Source organism: Aquicoccus sp. SU-CL01552 (assembly GCF_040365005.1).
Taxonomy (GTDB): Bacteria; Pseudomonadota; Alphaproteobacteria; order Rhodobacterales; family Rhodobacteraceae; genus Antarcticimicrobium.
Window position 1 is genome coordinate 52,834 of record NZ_BAABWV010000005.1, and the last position, 20,653, is coordinate 73,486.

General features: G+C 66.9%; 18 protein-coding genes. 7 read left to right on the forward strand and 11 right to left on the reverse strand.

From position 1 onward, the window contains the following. Positions 1–119: 119 nt before the first annotated feature. Both ABWV23_RS07340 and ABWV23_RS07345 read right to left on the reverse strand, forming a co-directional pair. Positions 120–1,982, reverse strand: coding sequence for an ABC transporter ATP-binding protein (locus ABWV23_RS07340; RefSeq protein ID WP_353346496.1), 1,863 nt, complete (start codon positions 1,980–1,982; stop codon positions 120–122). Then, the gene (locus ABWV23_RS07345) at positions 1,979–2,659 is read right to left on the reverse strand and encodes a fused DSP-PTPase phosphatase/NAD kinase-like protein (RefSeq protein WP_353346498.1); all 681 of its coding nucleotides are present in this window, start codon (positions 2,657–2,659) and stop codon (positions 1,979–1,981) included. Before ABWV23_RS07345 ends, ABWV23_RS07340 begins: the two co-directional genes overlap by 4 nt. Before the next feature lie 146 nt (positions 2,660–2,805). Between ABWV23_RS07345 and ABWV23_RS07350 the strand changes: the two genes are divergently transcribed. After that, positions 2,806–4,017: a pyridoxal-phosphate-dependent aminotransferase family protein gene (locus tag ABWV23_RS07350; protein WP_353346500.1), complete on the forward strand. Its 1,212-nt coding sequence runs from the start codon at positions 2,806–2,808 to the stop codon at positions 4,015–4,017. A gap of 32 nt (positions 4,018–4,049) precedes the next feature. Here the strand turns inward: ABWV23_RS07350 and ABWV23_RS07355 are convergent, their stop codons facing one another. Continuing rightward, positions 4,050–4,445, reverse strand: coding sequence for a DUF6858 family protein (locus tag ABWV23_RS07355; RefSeq protein WP_353346502.1), 396 nt, complete (start codon positions 4,443–4,445; stop codon positions 4,050–4,052). A 146-nt stretch (positions 4,446–4,591) separates the two neighbouring features. Continuing rightward, positions 4,592–5,698 (reverse strand): pyridoxal phosphate-dependent aminotransferase, encoded by a 1,107-nt coding sequence (locus ABWV23_RS07360; RefSeq protein ID WP_353346504.1) that lies wholly within the window; start codon positions 5,696–5,698, stop codon positions 4,592–4,594. A 118-nt stretch (positions 5,699–5,816) separates the two neighbouring features. Here ABWV23_RS07360 and ABWV23_RS07365 point away from each other — a divergent pair, with 118 nt between their 5' ends. Continuing rightward, positions 5,817–6,599 carry a crotonase/enoyl-CoA hydratase family protein gene (locus ABWV23_RS07365; RefSeq protein WP_353346506.1) on the forward strand — a complete coding sequence of 261 codons (783 nt, stop codon included), beginning with the start codon at positions 5,817–5,819 and terminating at the stop codon, positions 6,597–6,599. A 123-nt stretch (positions 6,600–6,722) separates the two neighbouring features. Here ABWV23_RS07365 and ABWV23_RS07370 read toward each other — a convergent pair whose 3' ends face one another. Both ABWV23_RS07370 and ABWV23_RS07375 read right to left on the reverse strand, forming a co-directional pair. After that, positions 6,723–9,839 carry a valine--tRNA ligase gene (locus tag ABWV23_RS07370; RefSeq protein WP_353346508.1) on the reverse strand — a complete coding sequence of 1,039 codons (3,117 nt, stop codon included), beginning with the start codon at positions 9,837–9,839 and terminating at the stop codon, positions 6,723–6,725. A gap of 196 nt (positions 9,840–10,035) precedes the next feature. After that, on the reverse strand, positions 10,036–10,470 hold the full coding sequence (locus tag ABWV23_RS07375) for an Lrp/AsnC family transcriptional regulator (RefSeq protein ID WP_353346510.1): 435 nt from the start codon (positions 10,468–10,470) through the stop codon (positions 10,036–10,038). 105 nt (positions 10,471–10,575) lie between these two features. On the opposite strand from ABWV23_RS07375, the gene ABWV23_RS07380 reads away from it, so the two are divergent. From ABWV23_RS07380 to ABWV23_RS07390, 3 genes are read left to right on the forward strand one after another with little or no spacing between them, the layout of a single operon-like run. Next, on the forward strand, positions 10,576–11,733 hold the full coding sequence (locus ABWV23_RS07380) for a type III PLP-dependent enzyme (RefSeq protein ID WP_353346512.1): 1,158 nt from the start codon (positions 10,576–10,578) through the stop codon (positions 11,731–11,733). Positions 11,734–11,767: 34 nt separating this feature from the next. Beyond that, positions 11,768–14,065 (forward strand): xanthine dehydrogenase family protein molybdopterin-binding subunit, encoded by a 2,298-nt coding sequence (locus tag ABWV23_RS07385; RefSeq protein ID WP_353346514.1) that lies wholly within the window; start codon positions 11,768–11,770, stop codon positions 14,063–14,065. Next, the gene (locus ABWV23_RS07390) at positions 14,043–15,110 is read left to right on the forward strand and encodes a T6SS phospholipase effector Tle1-like catalytic domain-containing protein (protein WP_353346516.1); all 1,068 of its coding nucleotides are present in this window, start codon (positions 14,043–14,045) and stop codon (positions 15,108–15,110) included. Before ABWV23_RS07385 ends, ABWV23_RS07390 begins: the two co-directional genes overlap by 23 nt. 13 nt (positions 15,111–15,123) lie before the next feature. On the opposite strand, the gene ABWV23_RS07395 is transcribed toward ABWV23_RS07390, so the two are convergent. Both ABWV23_RS07395 and metF read right to left on the reverse strand, forming a co-directional pair. Next, positions 15,124–15,630, reverse strand: coding sequence for a PaaI family thioesterase (locus ABWV23_RS07395; RefSeq protein ID WP_353346518.1), 507 nt, complete (start codon positions 15,628–15,630; stop codon positions 15,124–15,126). 60 nt (positions 15,631–15,690) lie between these two features. After that, positions 15,691–16,560, reverse strand: coding sequence for a methylenetetrahydrofolate reductase [NAD(P)H] (metF, locus tag ABWV23_RS07400; RefSeq protein ID WP_353346520.1), 870 nt, complete (start codon positions 16,558–16,560; stop codon positions 15,691–15,693). A 96-nt stretch (positions 16,561–16,656) separates the two neighbouring features. Here metF and ABWV23_RS07405 point away from each other — a divergent pair, with 96 nt between their 5' ends. Then, on the forward strand, positions 16,657–17,562 hold the full coding sequence (locus ABWV23_RS07405) for a LysR family transcriptional regulator (RefSeq protein ID WP_353346522.1): 906 nt from the start codon (positions 16,657–16,659) through the stop codon (positions 17,560–17,562). A 247-nt stretch (positions 17,563–17,809) separates the two neighbouring features. Here the strand turns inward: ABWV23_RS07405 and ABWV23_RS07410 are convergent, their stop codons facing one another. The 3 genes from ABWV23_RS07410 to ABWV23_RS07420 form a co-directional block, all read right to left on the reverse strand. Further along, entirely contained in the window at positions 17,810–18,850 is a 1,041-nt protein-coding gene (locus ABWV23_RS07410) for an NADP-dependent oxidoreductase (RefSeq protein ID WP_353346524.1), read from the reverse strand. A gap of 95 nt (positions 18,851–18,945) precedes the next feature. Next, a complete protein-coding gene (locus ABWV23_RS07415; protein ID WP_353346526.1) occupies positions 18,946–19,359 on the reverse strand; it encodes a VOC family protein in 414 nt (137 codons plus the stop codon). Between the two features lie 24 nt (positions 19,360–19,383). Next, a complete protein-coding gene (locus ABWV23_RS07420; protein ID WP_353346528.1) occupies positions 19,384–19,755 on the reverse strand; it encodes a hypothetical protein in 372 nt (123 codons plus the stop codon). Between the two features lie 114 nt (positions 19,756–19,869). Here ABWV23_RS07420 and ABWV23_RS07425 point away from each other — a divergent pair, with 114 nt between their 5' ends. Next, positions 19,870–20,637, forward strand: a complete 768-nt coding sequence (locus ABWV23_RS07425) for an alpha/beta fold hydrolase (protein ID WP_353346530.1) — start codon at positions 19,870–19,872, stop codon at positions 20,635–20,637. The last annotated feature ends 16 nt before the right edge of the window (positions 20,638–20,653 follow it).

The following is a 20,653-nucleotide window of genomic DNA, read 5'->3' on the forward strand; positions in this document are numbered from 1 at the left end:
CGCGGTTGATATAGGAAATGCGGCCGGTTTGAACAGGGAAAGCCGCGCGTGCCGCGCGCCTCTCCCGGAGTCGTCTCGGTCAGAAGAAGAGCGGGCAAAACGCCCGTTTGCACCGATTGTCAGCCGGCAATCCGGTGCAGGACCCGGCGCAGCCAACCCTGGCGCTGCGGCTGCTCGCTGGCCGGGGCGGTGGCGGGCAACGGGCGGCCCTGGGCATCGACCAGCATCTTGCCGTCCTGGAATTGCAGCCGGTAGAGGTCGGCATAGATGCCGCCGCGTTCCAGCAGCTCCTCGTGCGTGCCCTCGTCCACCGCGGCGCCGCGATCCATCACCACGATCTTGTCGGCGTTGCGGATGGTCGAGAGCCGGTGCGCGATCACCAGCGTGGTGCGCCCGCCCGACAGCCGGTCGAGCGCGGATTGCACCACCTTTTCCGATTGCGCGTCCAGCGCGCTGGTGGCCTCGTCCAGCAGCAGGATCGGCGTGTCACGCAGCAGCGCCCGCGCGATCACCACCCGCTGCCGCTGCCCACCCGAAAGCGCCGAGCCGCGCGGCCCGACGCGGGTGTCGAGCCCGTCGGAGAGCTTGGGCAGGAAGTCCGAGACATGGGCCGCCTCCAGCACCTTTTGCAAGGCCGCGTCGCTCACGTCGGTGCGGTCCAGCAGGATATTTTCGCGCAGGGTCTCGTCGAACAGCAGCGCATCCTGGCTGACCACCGAGAACAGCCCGCGCAGCGCGGCCAGGTCCATGTCGCGCACGTCGACGCCGCCGACCGCGACGCGGCCCTCCTGCGGGTCGACCAGCCGGGTCAGCAGGTTGTAGATGGTCGATTTGCCCGCCCCCGAGGCGCCGACCAACGCGGTGGTCTTGCCGGCCTCGGCCCGCAGGGTCAGCCCGCGCAGCGCTGGTGCGGTGCCATAGCTGAGGGTGACATCCTCCAGCACGATTTCCGGCAGGCCCTCGGGCGCCGGCACCGGTTTGGCGGGCGAGGTCAGCCGGATCGGGGCGTCCATCAGCTCCTTGATCCGTTCGATCGCGGCGGCGGCCACCTGCCACAGCCCGCTGATCGAGCCGAGCCGGCGCACCGGTTCGAAGGTCAGGCCCATGGCGGTGAAAAAGCTCATGAACTGGCCGACGGTCTTTTCGCCCGAGACGATCTCGCTGCCGCCATAGATCAGCACCGCCATGAAGCCGACCCCGGCCATCACGTCGATCAGCGCCGGGATCGCCGAGGTGCCGAAGGCGGCCCGGATCTCGGATCGTACGAAATGCCCGGTCTTTTCCCCGTATTGGCGATGCTGGTAGTCCTCCAGCCCGTTCAGTTTGATCGGAACGATACCGTGAAAGATCTCGTCCAGCCGGGTCGAGAGCCCGGCGCCGAGATCGCGCGCGCTGCGCGCCTGGGTGCGCACGAACCGCTGGATCAACGCCACCGGCAGGAACAGCACCGGCACCCCGATCAGGGTGATCGCGGTCCAGCGCCAGTCGACGCTGATCGCCACCGTCATCAGCGCAACCAGCGAGATCGCGTCGCGCCCGGCGCCGGTGATCACTGCGCGCCAGACGTCGTTGATCGCGTTCACATCCGTTTGCACCCGCTGAATCAGGAACCCCGGCGGATGCGCCTGGTGAAAGGCGCCGTCCTGGCGCATGGCGCGGGCCAGCAGATCCAGCCGCAGCGCGGCGGCGGTGCGTTGCGAGATACGGGTCAGCACCACCTGCTGGCTCACCGCCGAGACCGCGCGCAGGGTAAAGATGCCCATCACCGCCAGCGCCACCCAGGTGATCGCGCCGGTGTCGCCGCCGACGAAGATGTCGTCGAACATCGGCTGCATCATGTAGCTGAGCGCCCCCAGCATCGAGCCTTCGAGCGTCATGAACAGCAGCGCTACCAGCAGCCAGCCGACGTGCCGGTGCAGGTAGTTGCGCCACAACCAGATCAGCAGCGTCGAACTCTTGGCGCCTTTGGGGCTGTCGCTCATGCGGGTGTCTTTCCTTGCCGGAACCGGGTCTGGATTACCTCGGGATCGTATTCGGTCGCGATCCATTCCTCAAAGGAAATGGGCGATTTTCCGCTGCGGGCCTCGTAGCAGTCCAGGATGTAATCGAGGATGCCGACCTTGGAATTGCGGATGTGAAAGAACCGCCAGGACAACATCTTGCGCGCCTCGGTCACCGGCCGGCCCTCGATCACCAGAAGATAGATCGCCGAGGCGAATCCGGCCCGGTCGGCGCCTGACTTGCAATGCATGACAAAGGGCTTCTCGATCTTACGGAATACCGCGATCAGGTGCTGGATCTCGGCGCGCGAGGCGGCGGCGCGGGCGTGCAAGGTGGCATTGACCAGGGTCAGGCCCAGCGCCTCGCAACTGGCCTTCTCGGTCATGTAATGGGCCGAGACACTGGCGCCGCGCAGGTTGAGGACGGTGTGGATGCCCCGCGCGGGCATCTGTTCAAAGCGCTCGTGCGTTGGGTGGTTGGAGCGAAAGACGCCCGGTGCGATCTCGCGCTCGTTGGTCCAGATGCCACGCAGGATGGCATGATCGAAGTAGCGGTTGTAGATCCGCGCGCGCTGTTCGTTCCCGGGAATCGTCGGATCCACGTTGAAATGGGCGCGCACATCCCGTTCGAGCTGTCGTATCCGGTCGGCAAGACCCATTGACGCTTCCTTCGATGCCTGTCCGGGCAGCACCCGGGAAATCGAGCCTATCTAGGATGCGGGGTCGGGCGTGACAAGGCCGTGGTTCCGATTGACGCCGCCGGCGAGCGGGATAGTGTGCGTCGGACCAGTTTCAGGACAAGACCATGACAGAGACGTTGAGCGTTGCGCAGGGGCGCGAATACCTTGCGATTCCGGGGCCGTCGGTGATGCCGGACGTGGTGCTGCAGGCGATGCACCGGCCGGCGCCGAATATCTACGAGGGTGCGCTGATCGACCTGACCGCCGGCCTGATCCCGGATCTCAAGCGGGTGGCGCGAACCGAGCACAACGCGGCGATCTACATCTGCAACGGTCACGGCGCCTGGGAGGCGGCCCTGTCCAACGTCGTGGCACCGGGCGAGACGGTGCTGGTGCCCGCCACCGGCCGGTTCGGCCACGGCTGGGCCGACATGGCGCAGGGATTGGGGATCGAAGCGCAGATCCTCGATTTCGGGAAATCCACCCCCTGGGACATGGATCGCATCGCCGAGGCGCTGCGTGCCGACACCGGCCACCGGATCAAGGCGGTTCTGGGGGTGCATGTGGATACCTCCAGTTCGGTCCGCAACGACGTCGCCGGCTTGCGGGCGGTGCTGGACGCGGTCGGGCATCCGGCGCTGTTGATGGTCGATTGTATCGCCTCGATGGCCTGTGACCGGTTCGAAATGGATGCCTGGGGCGTCGACGTCGCGGTCACGGGCAGTCAGAAGGGCCTGATGGTGCCGCCCGGCCTGGGGTTCGTCTTTTTCAATGACAAGGCGGCGGCGGTGCGCGCGCAGATGCCGCGCGTCAGCCGCTACTGGGACTGGGTGCCGCGCGCCGATCCTGAGCTGTTCTTCCAGTATTTCGGCGGCACCGCGCCGACCCATCACCTTTATGGTCTGCGCGCGGCGCTGGATCTGATCCACGACGAGGGGATCGAGCATGTCTGGGACCGCCACGCGCGGCTGGCGCGGGCGATCTGGACCGCCTGCGAGGCCTGGGGGCAGGACGGCGGGCCGCTGACGCTCAACGTCGCCGACCGCGCGCATCGCTCGCACGCGGTCACCGCGCTGCGCATCGGCGCGCCGCATGGCTCGGCGCTGCGCGACTGGGTGTCTCGGAACATCGGGCTGACGCTGGGGATCGGGCTGGGCATGGCCGAGCCGGGCGACCCGGCCTGGCACGGGTTTTTCCGCATCGGCCACATGGGACATGTGAACGGCCACATGGTGCTGGGCATGCTGGCCGGGATCGAGGCCGGGCTGATCGCGCTGGACATCCCGCATGGGCAGGGTGCGGTCGAGGCCGCCGCAGCGGTGATCGCCAAGGGCTAGGCTCCCCGGCGCGGGCGCCGGGGCCCGGGGGATCAGGCCGGTTTGTCGGCCAGCCCCTTGCACCAGGCTTCCATTTCCCGGGTCGCGATCTCCATCGGCGGCTCGAGGAAGGTCACGTGAAAATGATCGCCCATGTCGGCCACGCCGATCGAGCGCGGGCGCACCGCCAGCACATGCGGGTTGGGCAGCGCCACGCCAAAGCAGAACACGATGTTGCGGGCGTCCTTCACCGCCTCGGCGATGGTACCCCCGATGGCGGTGGTGTGGGCGAAGTGATCGAAGGTGGCGATATAGGCCACCTTGGGGTGGGCGTCGATCCGGGCCTTGAGCGCCGCGATCACCGCGTCGGTGCTGGCGCAGCTGGTTTCGGATTTCGGGATCTCCAGGTCGAAGACCGGGTATTTTTCCATCAGGAGCGATTGTTTCATGCGTCTCATCCTTCATGACATCGGCCCGTGACGGGGCGCAGGCCGGCAGGATATAGAGATGCATTTGATATGCAGGATTTGCGATGCGTCAGCTTGCCTCGGGGGCGGCAGTCCGCCGGGACGCCGCCCCGGACACGGTTGCGGGTTCAGCCCCGGGCGCGATCCAGCGCAACAGGTAGTGCGGCCGCAAAGGCATTGAGATCCTCGGGGCGGCCGCAGCTGACGCGGATGCAGCGGTTTTGCGGCGCGGCGAAGGGCATGCGCACGAACACCCCCTGATCGACCAGTGCGTCGAGTACCGCCTTGGCAAAGGGGCCATCACCGCCGCAATCCACCGCGACGAAATTGGTCGCCGAGGGCAGGGTGGTCAGCCCGTTGTCGCGGGCGATGGCGGCGATCCGGTCGCGTGCGGTGGCGACCTGCGCCTGGACATGCGCCAGCCAGTCCTGGTCGCGCAGCGCGGCCAGCGCGCCGGCCTGGGCAAAGCGGTTCATGCCGAAATGATTGCGCACCTTGTTGAAGGCGGAAATCAGCCCCGGCGCGGCGATGGCATAGCCGACCCGCGCCCCGGCCATGCCGTAGGCCTTGGAAAAGGTGCGCATGCGGATCACCCGCGGATCATCGGCGCCAACGGGCGCCGCCGTGCCCTCGGGGGCAAATTCGACATAGGCCTCGTCCAGCACCAGCAGCGTGCCCTCGGGCAGGGTTTCCAGCGCGTCGGCGATTGCCTGCCCCGAATGCCAGCTGCCCATCGGGTTGTCGGGATTGGCAAGGTAGACCAGCTTGGCGCCGACCTCCGCCGCCTTGGCAAAGAGCGTGGCGGGATCCTCGCGATCCTCGACGTAGTCGACCTTGTGCAGCACCCCGCCAAAACCGGCGACATGGTAGTTGAAGGTGGGATAGGCCCCCTCGGAGGTGACCACCGCATCGCCCTCGGCCACCAGCAGCCGCACCAGGTATCCCAACAGACCGTCGATCCCCTCGCCGACGACGAAGTGTTCGGGCCCGACGCCGTGATGGGCGGCCAGCGCCGTGCGCAGATCGTGGCTTTCGGCGTCGCCGTATTTCCAGATCTCTGCCGTCTCGGCCTGCATCGCCGCGATCGCCTTGGGCGAGGGGCCGAACAGGCTCTCGTTTGCGCCCAAACGTGCGGCGAAGGGGGTGCCGCGGGCGCGCTCCTGGGTTTCGGGGCCGACGAAGGGCACCGAAGCGGGCAGGGATTGGACAAGCGGGGTGTAGCGTGGATCGGTCATGGCGCGCAGATAAGCCGGGATTGCCCGCCACGGCAAGGGGCAGGTGCCCCCACGTCCCGGTGGATTTCCCGGCGCCGCGCGGGCAGGATCGGCCCCGGCAGCAACAGGAGGAAGTGCCATGGCGCGCGTATCGGTGGAGTACAAGGATCACATCGCACGGGTCACCCTGACCCGGGGCGACAAGATGAACGCGCTGGATGACGCGATGGTCGAGGCGATCCTGGCCGCAGGCGCCGAGGTGGCGGCCTCGGACGCGCGCGCGGTGGTGCTCTCGGGTGAGGGCAAGAGTTTCTGCGCCGGGCTCGACATGGCCAGTTTCGCCAAGATGGGCAGCGTCGATCCCGAGCAATGGCTGATGGAGCGCAGCCACCACGACGCCAACCGCATGCAGGAGATCGGCCTGATCTGGCGGCGGGTGCCGGTGCCGGTGATCGCGGCGGTGCAGGGGGCGGTCTATGGCGGCGGGCTGCAACTGGCGCTGGGCGCGGACATCCGGATCGCTGCGCCCGACGCCAAGCTGGCGGTGATGGAGATGAAATGGGGGCTGGTGCCCGACATGGGCGGCATGGCGTTGCTGCCGCAACTGGTGCGCTCGGACGTCCTGCGCCAACTCACCTATACCGCGCGGCCGATCCCGGCGGCGCAGGCCGAGGCCTGGGGGCTGGTGACGCAGGTCAAGGAGGATCCGCTGGCCGCGGCGCTGGCGCTGGCCGAGGAAATCGCCGAACAGAGCCCGAGTGCGATCCGCGCCGCCAAGCGGTTGATCGGGGTGGCCGAGACCGCCGATCGGGCCGAGGTTCTGCTGGCGGAATCGCGGGAACAGGTCAAGCTGATCGGCAAGCCCGAGCAGATGGAGGTGATCGCCGCGCGGATGCAGGGGCGCAAGCCGGAGTTCAAATAGGCGCGACGCATTCATCGGGCCCGCGGATCAAGGGCGGTGATCCGGGGGGCGGATCGGCAAAAGAAACGGGGCCGGAGGTGTGCAACCCTCCGGCCCCGGCCTGTTTCTGCGGAACGGGTCGGTCTATTCCAGTTCGGACAGCCGGGCCAGCGCCTCCTTGATGCGGGCCTCTTCCTCTTCCCGGGCGGCAAGGTTGGCGCGGGTTTCCTCGACCACCTCAGCGGGGGCGGAATCCGCGAACTTGGGGTTGTTCAGCCGGCCGCGCAGCCCCCCCAGCTCCTTGCCGAGCTTGGTCAGGGTTTTCTCCAGCCGCGCCTTTTCCTCGGCGATGTCGATGATACCGGCCAGCGGCAGGCCGAAGGTGGCCCCCTCGACCGGGATCGTCACCGTGCCCTTGGGCAGGCTGTCGGCCGCTGTCAGCCCCTCGATCCGCGCCAGCCGCTTGATCAGCATCTCGTTGCGGTCCCAGGCGGCCTGGCCGGGGGCGTCGATCTCGCTCACCAGCATCGGCACATGGAGCCCTGCGGGCACATGCATCTGGGCCCGGGCCGAGCGCACCGCCTCGATCAGGCCGATCACCCAGTTCATCTCGTGGTCGGCGGCCGCATCGACCAGGTCGGCGGCGCTGTACTCGGGCCAATCGGCGTGCACCAGCGGTTTCGCACGGGTGCCGGACAGCGCCCAGAGTTCTTCGGTGATGAAGGGCATGATCGGGTGCAGCAGGATCAGGCACTGGTCCAGAACCCATTTCATCACCGCCTGTGTCTCGGCCTGCGCGGCGGCGTCCTCGCCCTGTAGCAGCGGCTTGGAGAACTCCACGTACCAGTCGCAGACCTTGCCCCAGACAAAGGAATAGAGCGCCTTTGCCGCGTCGTTGAAGCGGAAGGTCGCAAGCGCCGCGTCCACCTCTTCGCGGACCTTGGCGGTCTCGCCGATGATCCACTTGTTGAGCGTCTGCTCGGGGGCGGGAAGGCCGGTGACCTCGGTCTCGAACACGCCGTTCATCTCGGCGAAGCGGGCAAAGTTCCACAGCTTGGTGCCGAAATTGCGATAGCCGGCGATGCGCTGCATATCCAGCTTGAGCACCCCACCGAGCGAGGCCATCGCGGCATTGGTAAAGCGCAGCGCGTCGGCGCCGTATTCGTCGATGATCTCCAGCGGGTCGACCACGTTGCCGACCGACTTGGACATCTTCTTGCCCTTGGCGTCGCGCACCAGCCCGTGCAGGTAAACGGTCTTGAACGGGATCTCGTCGACCACGGCAAGCTGCATCATGATCATCCGGGCGACCCAGAAAAACAGGATGTCCTGCCCGGTGACCAGCACGTCGGTGGGGAAATAGCGGTCCAGTTCCGGCGTCTGTTCCGGCCAGCCCAGCGTGCCGATCGGCCAGAGGCCGGAGGAGAACCAGGTGTCCAGCACGTCCGGATCCTGCCAGACCGGGTAGACCAGCTTGGTCGGGTCCTGGTCGATCTCGTATTGCGCCAGCGCCTTGGCAAAGGTCTCGATCGCCGCCTGCCGGTCGGCGACCTCGACGATGCGGGCATCGGCCAGCGGATGCGGGGTGTCGGCCAGTTCATCGCGGAAGGCGGGCTGTACCCCGTCGAAATCGGCGGCGCAGTGGTGGACGTCGCCCATGTGGACCATGCCGTTCAGCAGCAGCCGGCCCATCTCGACCAGGTCGATGGTGCCGTCGCCCTCGTCGTCGCGGAAATCCGGCGCCGACAGGTCGAGCCCGTACCAGACCGGGATCTGGTGGCCCCACCACAGCTGGCGCGAGATGCACCAGGGCTCGATGTTTTCCAACCAGTGGAAATAGGTCTTTTCGCCGCTCTCGGGCTGGATCGTGATATCGCCCTTGCGCACCGCGTCCAGTGCCGGGCCGACGATCTTGTCGGTGTCGACGAACCACTGGTCGGTCAGCATCGGTTCGATCACCACCTTGGAGCGGTCGCCGAAGGGCTGCATGATCGGCTTGTTCTCGACCAGCGGCACGGCGACCATCGTCTCGTTGCCGTCCTCGTCCGTTTGCACCTCGGGGATCATCACCGCCAGACCTTCTTCGGTGATCTGGGCCACCACCCGCTTGCGGGCCTCGAACCGGTCCAGCCCGCGCAGCTCGTCGGGGACCAGGTTCAGGGTGTCGACCTCCATCTCGGTAAAGCCGGCACCGTTGGCGATCTCCTGCGCGCGGGTGGCGCAATCGGCATAGGACAGCCCGTCGTCGCGCATCGCGCCCTTGGTGTCCATCAGCCGGTACATCGGGATGTTGCCGCGCTTGGCCACCTGGTAGTCGTTGAAATCATGCGCGCCGGTGATCTTGACCGCGCCCGAGCCGAAATCGGGATCGGGGTATTCGTCGGTGATGATCGGGATCAGGCGGCGGTGTTCCTTGGGGCCGACCGGGATCTCGCAAAGCTTGCCGACGATGGGGGCATAGCGGTCGTCCGAGGGGTGCACCGCCACCGCGCCGTCGCCGAGCATGGTCTCGGGGCGTGTCGTGGCGATGGAGATATAGTCGCGCTCTTCCTCCAGCACGACGTTGCCGTCCTCGTCCTTCTCGACATAGGTATAGGTCTGCCCGCCTGCCAGCGGGTACTTGAAGTGCCACATGTGGCCCGCGACCTCGATATTCTCGACCTCAAGGTCGGAGATCGCGGTCTCGAAATGCGGATCCCAGTTCACCAGCCGCTTGCCGCGATAGATCAGCCCCTTGTCGTACATGTCGACAAAGACCTTGATCACCGCGTCATGGAAATTGCCTTCTTCGCCCTCGGGCGCGCCGGGGGCGCCGGACATGGTGAAGGCGTTGCGCGACCAGTCGCAGGAAGCGCCGAGGCGCTTCAACTGGTTGATGATGGTGCCGCCCGACTGCTGTTTCCACTCCCAGACCTTCTGGGTAAAAGCTTCACGCCCCAGGTCGCGGCGGCCGGGTTGTTCGGTCTTGGCTAGCTCCCGCTCCACCACCATCTGGGTGGCGATGCCGGCGTGGTCCTGGCCGGGCTGCCACAGGGTGTCGAAACCGCGCATCCGATGCCAGCGCACCAGGATGTCCTGCAGCGTGTTGTTGAAGGCATGGCCGATGTGCAGGTTGCCGGTGACGTTCGGCGGCGGGATCATGATGCAGAAGGTTTCCGCGCGGCGGGCATTGGCGCCCGCAGTGAAACATCCGGCCTCTTCCCAGGCCCGGTACAAACGATCCTCGGCCTCGGCCGCGTTGAAGGTCTTTTCCATCGCCATGCTGCTGGTCCCTTTCTGGTCGCTGGATCATCTATCGAAGCTGAGGGCGAAGGGGAAGGCGGCCGGGCGGATTTCTTGCCCCGCGCCCCGGTGGAAAGCATGTGACAAAGAGAGATGGGACCGTCCCCTTGGGGCAGAACTGGCTGTTCCGCTGAATGAGGGGGCGCTGATCCCTGGCGGCAACGCGCCGCCGGTGTCAGGGCGCGCGATCCAGCTTGGTCGACAGGTGGATCAGGCTTTCCGAGCTTTTCACCCCCCGGGCCTCGCCGATCCGGTCCAGCGTGTCATCCAGCTCGGCGGTGGTTGCGGCGGCGACCTGTACCAGCAGGTCGAACCGACCCGAGGTGGTATGGACCACCTCGACACCCGGCAGGCTCTTCAGCCGGGCCAGAACGGCCGGGCCGCTGCGCGGTTCGATCGAGACCAGCACCGTGGCCCGTAGCGGCGGCGCGGTGGCGGCGCTGCTGCGCAGGGTATAGCCCGCGATCACGCCGGATTTCTCCATCCTTTCGATCCGCGCCTGCACGGTGGTCCGCGCCAACCCCAGCCGCCGCGCCAGATCGGTCACCGGCGCGCGGGCATTCTCACGCAGCAGGCGCAGCAACTTCTGATCTGTTTCGTCGGTTTGCATATTTTTCTCGGCATTATGACGAAAATTTCCAGCAATATTATCAAGGTGACACGCGAAATCGACCGAAATCCGCGCGAGTCTGGAAAGAAACGCATGAGGTATGAGATGCAGCAACTTTCCGCCCCCTGGCCCGATCCGGCCACCTACCTGGCCCGGATGCGCCCCGATGCGCCGGTCCTGTTCCTGTCTCCGGCCATGCTTCAGGCCACCGCGCGGCGGTTCCGCGATGGATTTCCCGGGCTGGTGACCTATGCGGTCAAGGCCAACGACCGGGCCGAGGTTCTGGCCAACCTCGACACTGCCGGGCTGGCCGCCTTCGATGTCGCCTCTCCTGCCGAGATGCGGGCGGTTCGGGCGATCAACCCCGCCGCCGTGCTGCATTACAACAACCCGGTGCGCAGCGAGGCCGAGGTCGCGGCGGGCATCGACATGGGCGCGGCAAGCTGGTCGGTGGATGACAGCAGCGAGTTGGACAAGCTTGCAAAGGTGCCGCGCGGGGCCGAGATCGCGGTGCGCTTTGCCCTGCCGGTCACCGGCGCGGCCTATGATTTCGGGGACAAGTTCGGCGCGGAACCGGAGCGGGCGGCAGAGCTGCTGCAGCGCGTGGCCGAGGGCGGCTGGCGTCCGGCGCTGTGTTTCCATCCCGGGACCCAATGCGAGGATGCCGGGGCCTGGGAAAGCTATATCGCGGCGGCGGCGCAGATCGCCGCGCGGGCCGGGGTGCGCATCGCCCGGCTGAATGTCGGCGGCGGGTTCGCCGCCCATCGGACCGGCGCCGCCCCGGACCTCGAGTCGGTGTTTGCCAGGATCAAGGCGGCGACGACGTGCGCCTTTGGACCGGAGGCGCCGGCGCTGGTCTGCGAACCGGGCCGCGCGATGGCGTCGGAGGCCTTTACCCTGGCCGCGCGGATCAAGGGGATGCGGCAGCAGGGCGAGACGGTCTTTCTCAACGACGGTATCTATGGCGGGCTGATCGATCTGCGCGACATGGGGCTGACCGGCCGGGTCCGGGTGTTGGCCCCCGATGGCACGCCCCGTCAGGACGCCGCGCGGCCGCGCCGGGTCTTCGGACCCACCTGCGACAGCCTCGACCGGCTGCCCGACGGGCTGGCGCTGCCCGCCGACTGTGCGCCGGGCGATTACGTGCTGTTTGCCGGGATGGGGGCCTATTCCGTGGCCATGTCGACCGAATTCAACGGCTACGGACTGCGAGACGTGGTGACGGTGCTGCGCCTGACTGGACATTGCCGGCACGAAAGCTAGGGTCGCGCCGGACACCACAGCTCAGGGGCGCGCAATGGAAAAGTTCGGAAAAAGCCAGTCGGTCACACGGATCGAGGATCTGCGACTGCTGACGGGGCATGGACGCTATGTCGACGACGTCGCGCCGACCGACGCGCTGCATGCCTTCATGTTCCGCTCGCCGGTGGCGCATGGCACGATCACCGAACTGGATCTGTCCGACGCCCGCGCCGCCGAGGGCGTGCACCTGGTGCTGAGCAGTGACGACCTGGAGGCGGCGGGCATCACCGCGAGCATGGCCGGCGTGGTGCTGAAGAATCGCGACGGGACCAAGGCCGCCGATCCGCATCGCCCGGTCCTGGCCAAGGGCAAGGTGCGCCATGTGGGCGAACCTGTGGCGCTGATCGTGGCAGAGACGCTGGCGCAGGCCCGTGATGCGGCCGAGATGATCCTGTTCGAGACCGATGATCTGCCCGCCAAGCTGGATCTGGCCCGTGGCGGCGCCCCGGTGCACGAGGAAGCGCCCGACAACCTGGCGCTGGACTGGGGCCTTGGCGACGAGGCCGCGACCGAGGCCGCCATTGCCGCCGCCGCCCATGTGGTCCGGCTGGAGGTGGCGGACAACCGCATCATCGTCAACGCGATGGAGCCGCGTGGCTGTTTTGCTGACTGGGACGGCAGCCGGTTGCATTTCGCCTTCGGCGGTCAGGGCGTCTGGGCCCTGAAGGGCGAGTTGGCGCGCATGCTCGGCCTCGACAAGGAGGCGGTGCATGTCACCACGCCTGATGTGGGCGGCGGCTTTGGCATGAAGGCCGCCCCTTATCCCGAGTATTTCGCCGTGGCGCAGGCCGCGCGTCTGCTGGGCCGCCCGGTGCGCTGGATGTCTGAGCGGACCGAGGCGATGCTGTCGGACCATGGCGGGCGCGATCTGACCTCGACCGCCGAGCTGGCGTTTGACGCCGATCACAGGATCACCGCCTATCGGGTGACGACGCGCTGCAACCTGGGGGCGTACAACTCCAATTTCGGCCAATTGATCCAGACGCAGCTGTTCTCGCGCGTGCTGATGGGGGTTTACGACGTGCAGACCACCTGGCTGCAGGTCGAGGGCTATTACACCAACACCACCCAGGTCGATGCCTATCGCGGCGCCGGGCGCCCCGAGGCGATCTACGTGCTGGAGCGGGCGATGGACCGCGCCGCGCGCGAGCTGGGCGTCGATCCTGCGGCGTTGCGGCGGAAAAACTTCATCCGGCCCGACCGGTTTCCCTATAAATCGACCACCGGCGAAACCTATGACGTGGGCGCCTTTGACCGGGTCCTGACCCGGGCCGAGGCCGAGGCCGACACCGCCGGCTTTGCCGCCCGTCGCGCGGCGGATGCGGAACGCGGCCTGCTGCGCGGGCAGGGGCTGTGCTATTACATCGAGAGCATTCTTGGCGATCCGACCGAGGGCGCCAAGGTCGAGTTCTGCGCGGACGGCACTGTCAACCTCTATGTCGGGACGCAGTCGAACGGGCAGGGGCATGAAACCGTCTATGCCCAGTTCCTTGCCGATCAGACCGGCATCCCCGCCGGGTGCATCCATGTCGTCCAGGGCGACAGCGACCTGATCAAGCAGGGTGGCGGAACCGGCGGCTCGCGCTCGGTCACCACGCAAAGCACCGCGACACTGGCCACGGTCGATGCGATGATCGCCGCCTTCACCCCCTATCTGGCCGACAAGATGGGGGTCGAGGCGGGCGCGGTGACGTTCGACGACGAGACCTTCCGTGCGCCGGGCTCGAACCTGACGCCGACCCTGCTGGAGGCCGCCGAGATGGCCCGCGAAGATGGCCGCGCCGACCTTCTGGTGCATGAGGAACGCGCCCAGCTCGACGGCCGGTCCTATCCCAACGGGGCGCATCTGGCCGAGGTGGTCATCGACCCCGAAACCGGGCAGGTCCGCGTCGATCGCTATACCGTGGTCGACGATTTCGGCAACCTGATCAACCCGATGCTGGCCGAGGGGCAGGTGCATGGCGGGGTGGTCCAGGGGCTGGGCCAGGCGCTGACCGAACAGGTGGTCTACGACGAGGACGGCCAACTCCTCACGGCGTCGTTCATGGACTATGCCTTGCCGCGCGCCGCCGATACCCCCATGATCGGATTCACGTCGGAACCGGTGCCCTCCACCGCCAACCTGATGGGCATGAAGGGCTGTGGCGAGGCCGGGACCGTGGGGTCGATGGCGGCGGTCGCCAACGCGGTGCAGGATGCGCTGTGGGATCGCGGCGTGCGGCAGGCAGACATGCCGTTCACGCCGCTGAGAGTGTGGGAACTGTTACGGGATGGTGCTGAGGCAACTGCGTGATCGGATCTTCGGCTGGCTTGCCCGGCCCCTGCAATCGGTCCACTCTGCCGAGACCCGCCACCGTGAGCCGCTGGATCATGTCATCATCCTCGACGGCACCATGTCCTCGCTCGAACCGGGGTACGAGACCCATGCCGGCGTCACCTATCGGCTCTGCCGCGAGATGGGCGCGCCGGTGTCGGTCTATTACGAATCCGGGGTGCAGATGCCGCGATGGCGGGCTGCGCCCGACGTGCTCATGGGGCGCGGGATCAACCGGCAGATCCGCCGCGCCTATGGCTACCTGGCCTCGCGCTATCGCCCGGGTGACCGCATTTTCCTGATGGGCTATTCGCGCGGCGCCTATGCGGTGCGCTCACTGGCCGGGGTGATCGACCGGGTCGGGTTGCTGCGCGCCGACTGCGCCACCGAGCGCAACCTGCGCACGGTCTATCGCCATTACCAGAATGACCCGGACAGCGAATTTTCCAGGACCTTCGCCCGCGCCCATTGCCACGAGGCGGTGGAGATCGAGATGGTCGGCGTCTGGGACACGGTCAAGGCGCTGGGCCTGCGCCTTCCGTTCCTGTGGACCTGGGCCGAGGCGCAGCATTCCTTTCACAGCCACGCCCTGGGGGCGAGCATCCGCAACGGCTTTCACGCGTTGGCGCTGGACGAGACGCGCGAGGTGTTCGCGCCTGAACTCTGGTCTTTCCCGCAGGGTTGGAGCGGTCACGTCGAACAGGTCTGGTTCCGGGGGACGCACGGCGATGTTGGCGGCCAGCTTGGCGGCTACGAGGCGGCGCGGCCACTGGCCAACATTTCGCTGGTGTGGATGCTGGAGCGGGCCGAAACCTGCGGCTTGCCTCTGCCGCCGGGATGGCGGGCGCGGTTCTATACCGACCCGGATGCGCCGTCGGTCGGGACCTGGCGTGGCTGGGGCAAGCTGTTCCTGTTGCGCCGCCGCCGGGTGGTGGGGCAGGACCCCTCCGAACGCCTGCATGAGACCGTGCGAGAGGCCGTCCCCGGCCTCCCATCGCATCAGACCAGCGCGCCGGCCGGCTAGCGGCGATCGGGCCTCAGCCCTTGGGCGGCAGTTGCAGCACGATGCAGGTGGTGGACCCCGTCGCGTAGAGCTTGCCGTCTTCGATACCCCGGATCTCGCCATGGGCGACGCCGGTGGAGCGGCCCACGTGATCGGCGACGCCGATGCAGTCGACCTCGGTTCCCAGCGGGATCGAGCGTAGGATATTAATCTTGTATTCCAAGGTGGTATAGGCCGCGCCCTTGGGCACCATGGTCTGCACCGCGCAGGCCATCGCGCTGTCCAGAAGGGTGCCGTACCAGCCGCCGTGCACCGTGCCCAGCGGGTTGGTGTAATCAAAGGTGGGCGTCCCGCGGAACACCACCCGGCCCTTGTCGACCGAATGCAGGTGATATCCCAACGTCTTTGAGATCGGCGGTGCGGGCAGGGTGCCGTCGCGGATGCCGCGCATGAACTCCTCGCCCGACATGCTGGCCATGTCGGCGGGACCGAGAAGTTCCTCGGGGCCCTTTGCGTAATTCGGTGGTGTCTCTTGGTTCATTCTGCCCTCCTCCATCCTGGCGAAGGGCAGGCTAACAGTCCGCCGGGCGCGGGCAAGCCGTTACGCCACGTTCTCGAGGCTGACCTTGGGCGTGACCCCCAGCGCGTGGCAGACATCGCGGGTCAGTTCGGGGCGGTTGAGCGTGTAGAAGTGCAGCCGGTCGACACCGCCCTCCAGCAGGTCGCTGCACAGCTCGGTGCAGATGGCTGTGGCCAGCAGGTCCTCGCGGCCGTCGCGCACGGCCTTGTCAAAGGCGTCCTCGACCCATTGCGGGATCTTGGTGCCGCAGCTGCGGGCGAAATTGCGGGCGCCTTTCCAGTTTTCGATCGGCAGGATGCCCGGGGTGATCCGTGTTCCGTCGATCCCGGCCTTCTCGCAGGCGTCGCGGAACCGGAAAAAACTTTCGGATTCGAAGAAAAATTGCGTCAGCGCCTCGTCGGCCCCGGCGTCGAGCTTGCGCTTGAGCCAGTCGATATCAGCCTGTGCGCTGGCCGCCTCGGGGTGCACGTCGGGGTAGGCGCCGACGCGGATCGAGAATTTCCCGGTCGCCGCCAGCGCCTCGATCAGCTCGACCGAATTGGCAAATCCGCCGGGGTAGGGGGTGAACTTGCCCTCACCCTTGGGCGGGTCGCCGCGCAGCGCGACGATCTCGGTTACGCCGGCCTTGGCAAAACCATCAGCGATTTCAAGGGTTTCCTCTTTGGTGGCATTCACGCAGGTCAGATGCGCGGCAACCTTGAGGCCCGAGGATTTGTGCAGCGTCGCCACCGCGTCGCGGGTCAGGTCCCGCGTGGTGCCGCCGGCGCCATAGGTGACCGAGACGAACCGCGGGTCGAGCGGCGCCAGAACCTGTACCGTATCCCAGAGCCGGAACGAGGCCTGCAAGTTCTGCGGCGGGAAGAATTCGAACGAAACTTCAGGGGCTTTCATCGGTCGCACCATCCTTTGGATTTCGGACCTTGTTGCACATTCGACATTGTGAGACAAACTCATAATTCTCAACAACAACATGAACAAGGCGGTGGGATGCATATTGAATTTCGGCATCTGCGCACGATCAAGGCGATTCACGACTTCGGCGGGCTGGCGCGGGCGGCTGATCAACTGAACATCACGCAAAGCGCTTTAAGCCATCAAATCAAGGGGTTGGAGGATCAAGCTGGAGTGGAGTTGTTCATCCGACGATCGAAACCGATGAAGCTGTCGCCGGCCGGGCTGCGCCTGTTGCGGCTGGCCGAGCAGGTCTTGCCTCAGGTCGAGGCGATGGAGGCCGAGTTCAGCGCGCTGCGCTCGGGCGAGACCGGGCGGATGCATATCGCCATCGAATGCCACGCCTGTTTCGAATGGCTGTTCCCGGTGCTGGAAGCATTCCGCAAGACCTGGCCGGACGTGGATGTGGACATCCGCCCCGGCCTTGCCTTTGACGCGTTGCCGGCGCTGCAAAAGGAAGAGGTCGATCTGGTCGTGTCCTCGGACCCGGAGGATATCGCCGGGGTGGAGTTCGTCGAACTCTTTGATTATGCGCCGGTTTTCGTGGCCGCGTCGCAGCATCCGCTGGCCGCGAAACCCTATGTCGAGGCCGAGGATTTCCGCGATCAGACCCTGATCACCTACCCGGTGGAGCGGTCCCGGCTGGACGTGTTCAGCCAGTTGCTGACCCCCGCCGGGGTCAGTCCCAAGGCGGTGAGACCGGTGGAACTGACGGCGGTAATCCTGCTGTTGGTGGCCTCGAACCGAGGCGTTTCGGTGCTGCCCGACTGGGTGGTGCGCGAGGTGAAATACAGCTCGGATTACGTCACCCGGCCGTTGACCAAGGACGGCATCACCCGGCGGCTTTACGCCGCAGTGCGCAGGGACGACCGGGAAAAACCCTTTGTGCGGGAGCTGATCTCGCTGGCCCGGCAAGAGGCGCGGCGGCTGCAGTCCGCCTGAGGATAAGTACGTTTTCAGGTCCGGATTGTACAAATTCGGGTGGGCGAATTGCCGCGAAAAACCCGGTTCGGGGAGTTTTCCGAGCGAATTGTACAAACCGGGTCAAGGTCGCCTGTTGCCGGTTCGGCGCGCGTTGCACCATGTGCGGGCGTTGCGGACCGGCTGCCGCCCGACCTTGCGGCCGGGCGGGGTGATGGGGGGCTGTCTGACCCCGGGTCAGGCCCGGGGTGACAGGGGGCGGGTGCCCTCAGATCAGCTTGACGATCTGCTTGCCCTTGTTGCCGCCCTTGAGCAGCGCCATGAAGGTTGCCGGCGCGTTTTCCAGCCCCTCGGCGATATCCTCGAGATAGGCGATCTCGCCGCTCATCACTTTCGGCGCGACCTCTTTCAGGAATTGCGGGTAGCGGTCGTAGTGATTGGAGATGATGAAGCCGTTCACCGAGAGGAACTTCACCAGGATGTTGCGCCACAAGCCGGGGGCGGTGAGGCCCTCGTCGCTGGCCCCGGCGCCGAGACCGCCGGCGTTGTACCAGGCGATCATGCCGCAGATCGGGATGCGGCCGTGGTTGTTCATCAGCGGCATCACCGCCTCGAGCACCTTGCCGCCGACGTTCTCGAAATAGATGTCGATGCCGTCGGGGCATTCGCCCTTGAGCGCGGCGCGCAGGTCGCGGGCGCTGTCATAGGCGCGGTGGTCGAGGCAGGCGTCGAAGCCGAAGGTCTCGGTCGCCAGCTTGCACTTCTCGGCACCACCGGCGATGCCGACGGTGCGCAGTCCGGCGAGCCGGGCGACCTGGCCGACCATCGAGCCAACCGGGCCGGTGGCGGCAGCGACGACCAGCGTCTCGCCCGCCTTGGGCTTGCCGTATTCGGTGAGCCCGTGCCAGCCGGTGAAGCCGGGCATGCCGAGTACCCCGAGCGCGGTGGTGATCGGCGCCTGGTTCGGGTCGAGCTTGCGCAGCTGGTTGGCCGGCAGGCAGCCGTGGGTGGCCCAGCCGAGCATGCCGAAGGCGAAATCGCCGGGTTTGAAATGCGGGCTGTTCGAGGCGATCACCTCGCCCACGGCACCGGCCTCCATGGTGCCGCCGATCGGCACCGGGGCGGCATAGGATTTGGCGTCGTCCATGCGCCCACGCATGTAGGGATCGAGCGACATGTAGTGGCTGCGCACCAGAACCTCGCCCTCGCCCGGGGTCGGGACCGGGGCGGATTCATAGCTGAAATTGTCGGGGCCGGGGGCCCCCTCGGGCCGGCTGGCCAGGGCGATGCGGTACATCTGATCTGTCATTGCGTTTCCTCCTTCGCGCTTTGGCGCAACGGTGGGGGTCATGGGCGGAATAGGCAAGCGGCCCGGGGTGTAACGTGGCGGAAGAGTGCCGGTGCCTAGCTGGCGAAGATCGCGTCAAAGTCGCGGAAGCCCTTGATCTCGATCGGGTTTCCGGACGGGTCGAAGAAGAACATCGTGCGTTGCTCGCCCGGTTCCCCGGCAAAGCGGATCACCGGCGGGATGTCGAAGTCGATCCCCTCGCGTTCCAGCCGCGCGGAGAGGTCGAGCCAGGCGTCGAGCGGCAGCACCGCGCCCATGTGCGGCATCATCACCATGTGATCGCCGACCTTGCCGGTCCGCGTGGTCGGGAAGGGCTCGCCCAGATGCAGCGAGAGCTGGTGGCCGAAGAAATCGAAATCGACCCAGGTGTCGGTGCTGCGCCCCTCGGCGCAGCCGAGCACGCGACCGTAGAAATCGCGCGTGGCATCGAGGTCGCGCACGTGGAGGGCGAGGTGAAAGACGGAATTCATGAAGATGTCCTTGAGATTCGGGTTTTAAAGGTAGCCACGCCAGACCAGCACCGCGAGCAGCAGCGCGAGGAAGGCGAGCATGTTGAAGGCAAGGCCGCCCAGCATTCCCAGCCACCAGCCCTTGCGCCGGTCGGCAAGGTCGATGGTGTTGAGGTGGGTTTCGACCTCACTCGCGGCCTTGTCGAGGGCCTGGGCGTCCAGCGTCAGGCGCAGGCGCGGGTGGGCGGCAAAGGATTCGGCCTCGGCCAGGCGGGCGGCCTGGGTCCGGATTCGGCGGGGCAGGCGGTGGCGTGCGCGGCGCAGAACGTCGCGCAGGGTTGCGCCGCGCCCACCCACGCGGGCGTGCATCAGCGCGGTGATCTGGGCGATGCGGTCGGGGATCTGGGCGTGGGTCATCGGCGGCTCTCCTGCCGGGGCAACCTAGCGGTGCGGGGCGGGGGGCTCAATGGCTGGTATCGGGGTTAGGGGAGGGGTCTGGTCCTTGTCCGGTGCAGCGGCTATCACCACGGCATGTTGAACTGGATTTCCCATCCCCCCGCCCCGGGCGCCGCCGATGTGCCGCCACTGCTGATCGCGCATGGGCTGTACGGCTCGGCGCGCAACTGGGGCGTGATCGCCAAGCGGCTGTCGGACCAGCGGCAGGTGGTGGCGGTGGACATGCGCAACCACGGCCAGAGCCCCTGGACCACGCCGCACCGCTACGCCGAGATGGCCGATGACCTGGCCGAGGTGATCGGCGCGATCGGTGGGCGGGCCGACGTGCTGGGCCATTCGATGGGCGGCAAGGCGGCGATGATGCTGGCGCTGCGGCATGGCGCGGCGGTAAACCGGCTGGTGGTGGCCGATATCGCGCCGGTGCCTTACGGCCATTCGCAGATGCAGTTCATCGAGGCGATGCGCGCGGTGGACCTGTCGACGGTCGAGAAACGCTCGGACGCCGAGGCGCAGCTGGCGGCGCTGGGGGTGGATCGGGCGCTGCAGAGTTTTTTCACCCAGTCGCTGGACCTCAAGGAGAAACGCTGGCGGCTGAACCTGGATGCGCTGGCCGCCGACATGGACGAGATCCTGTCGTTTCCGCAGGTCGAGGGGCATTGGGACGGTGCGGCGCTGTTCCTGTCGGGGTCGGAGTCGGACTACGTGAAGCCCGAGTATCGTCCGCGCATCCGCGAATTGTTCCCGAACGCGCGGTTCGCGCGGCTGTCCGGGGCAGGCCATTGGCTGCATGCGGAAAAGCCGCGCGAATTCGAGGCGACGGTGCGGGCGTTCCTGAACGCCTGAGCCGCACCGCCGGGGC

What these genes read in the sequence shown, in the direction of transcription:
- ABWV23_RS07395 (WP_353346518.1), bottom strand. Translation starts at nt 15,630, where the DNA reads ATGAACCAAGAGACACCACCGAATTACGCAAAGGGCCCCGAGGAACTT.
- ABWV23_RS07355 (WP_353346502.1), bottom strand. Translation starts at nt 4,445, where the DNA reads ATGAAACAATCGCTCCTGATGGAAAAATACCCGGTCTTCGACCTGGAG.
- ABWV23_RS07390 (WP_353346516.1), top strand. Translation starts at nt 14,043, where the DNA reads ATGGTGCTGAGGCAACTGCGTGATCGGATCTTCGGCTGGCTTGCCCGG.
- ABWV23_RS07340 (WP_353346496.1), bottom strand. Translation starts at nt 1,982, where the DNA reads ATGAGCGACAGCCCCAAAGGCGCCAAGAGTTCGACGCTGCTGATCTGG.
- ABWV23_RS07345 (WP_353346498.1), bottom strand. Translation starts at nt 2,659, where the DNA reads ATGGGTCTTGCCGACCGGATACGACAGCTCGAACGGGATGTGCGCGCC.
- metF (WP_353346520.1), bottom strand. Translation starts at nt 16,560, where the DNA reads ATGAAAGCCCCTGAAGTTTCGTTCGAATTCTTCCCGCCGCAGAACTTG.
- ABWV23_RS07370 (WP_353346508.1), bottom strand. Translation starts at nt 9,839, where the DNA reads ATGGCGATGGAAAAGACCTTCAACGCGGCCGAGGCCGAGGATCGTTTG.
- ABWV23_RS07350 (WP_353346500.1), top strand. Translation starts at nt 2,806, where the DNA reads ATGACAGAGACGTTGAGCGTTGCGCAGGGGCGCGAATACCTTGCGATT.
- ABWV23_RS07360 (WP_353346504.1), bottom strand. Translation starts at nt 5,698, where the DNA reads ATGACCGATCCACGCTACACCCCGCTTGTCCAATCCCTGCCCGCTTCG.
- ABWV23_RS07380 (WP_353346512.1), top strand. Translation starts at nt 10,576, where the DNA reads ATGCAGCAACTTTCCGCCCCCTGGCCCGATCCGGCCACCTACCTGGCC.
- ABWV23_RS07385 (WP_353346514.1), top strand. Translation starts at nt 11,768, where the DNA reads ATGGAAAAGTTCGGAAAAAGCCAGTCGGTCACACGGATCGAGGATCTG.
- ABWV23_RS07410 (WP_353346524.1), bottom strand. Translation starts at nt 18,850, where the DNA reads ATGACAGATCAGATGTACCGCATCGCCCTGGCCAGCCGGCCCGAGGGG.
- ABWV23_RS07365 (WP_353346506.1), top strand. Translation starts at nt 5,817, where the DNA reads ATGGCGCGCGTATCGGTGGAGTACAAGGATCACATCGCACGGGTCACC.
- ABWV23_RS07425 (WP_353346530.1), top strand. Translation starts at nt 19,870, where the DNA reads ATGTTGAACTGGATTTCCCATCCCCCCGCCCCGGGCGCCGCCGATGTG.
- ABWV23_RS07415 (WP_353346526.1), bottom strand. Translation starts at nt 19,359, where the DNA reads ATGAATTCCGTCTTTCACCTCGCCCTCCACGTGCGCGACCTCGATGCC.
- ABWV23_RS07420 (WP_353346528.1), bottom strand. Translation starts at nt 19,755, where the DNA reads ATGACCCACGCCCAGATCCCCGACCGCATCGCCCAGATCACCGCGCTG.
- ABWV23_RS07405 (WP_353346522.1), top strand. Translation starts at nt 16,657, where the DNA reads ATGCATATTGAATTTCGGCATCTGCGCACGATCAAGGCGATTCACGAC.
- ABWV23_RS07375 (WP_353346510.1), bottom strand. Translation starts at nt 10,470, where the DNA reads ATGCAAACCGACGAAACAGATCAGAAGTTGCTGCGCCTGCTGCGTGAG.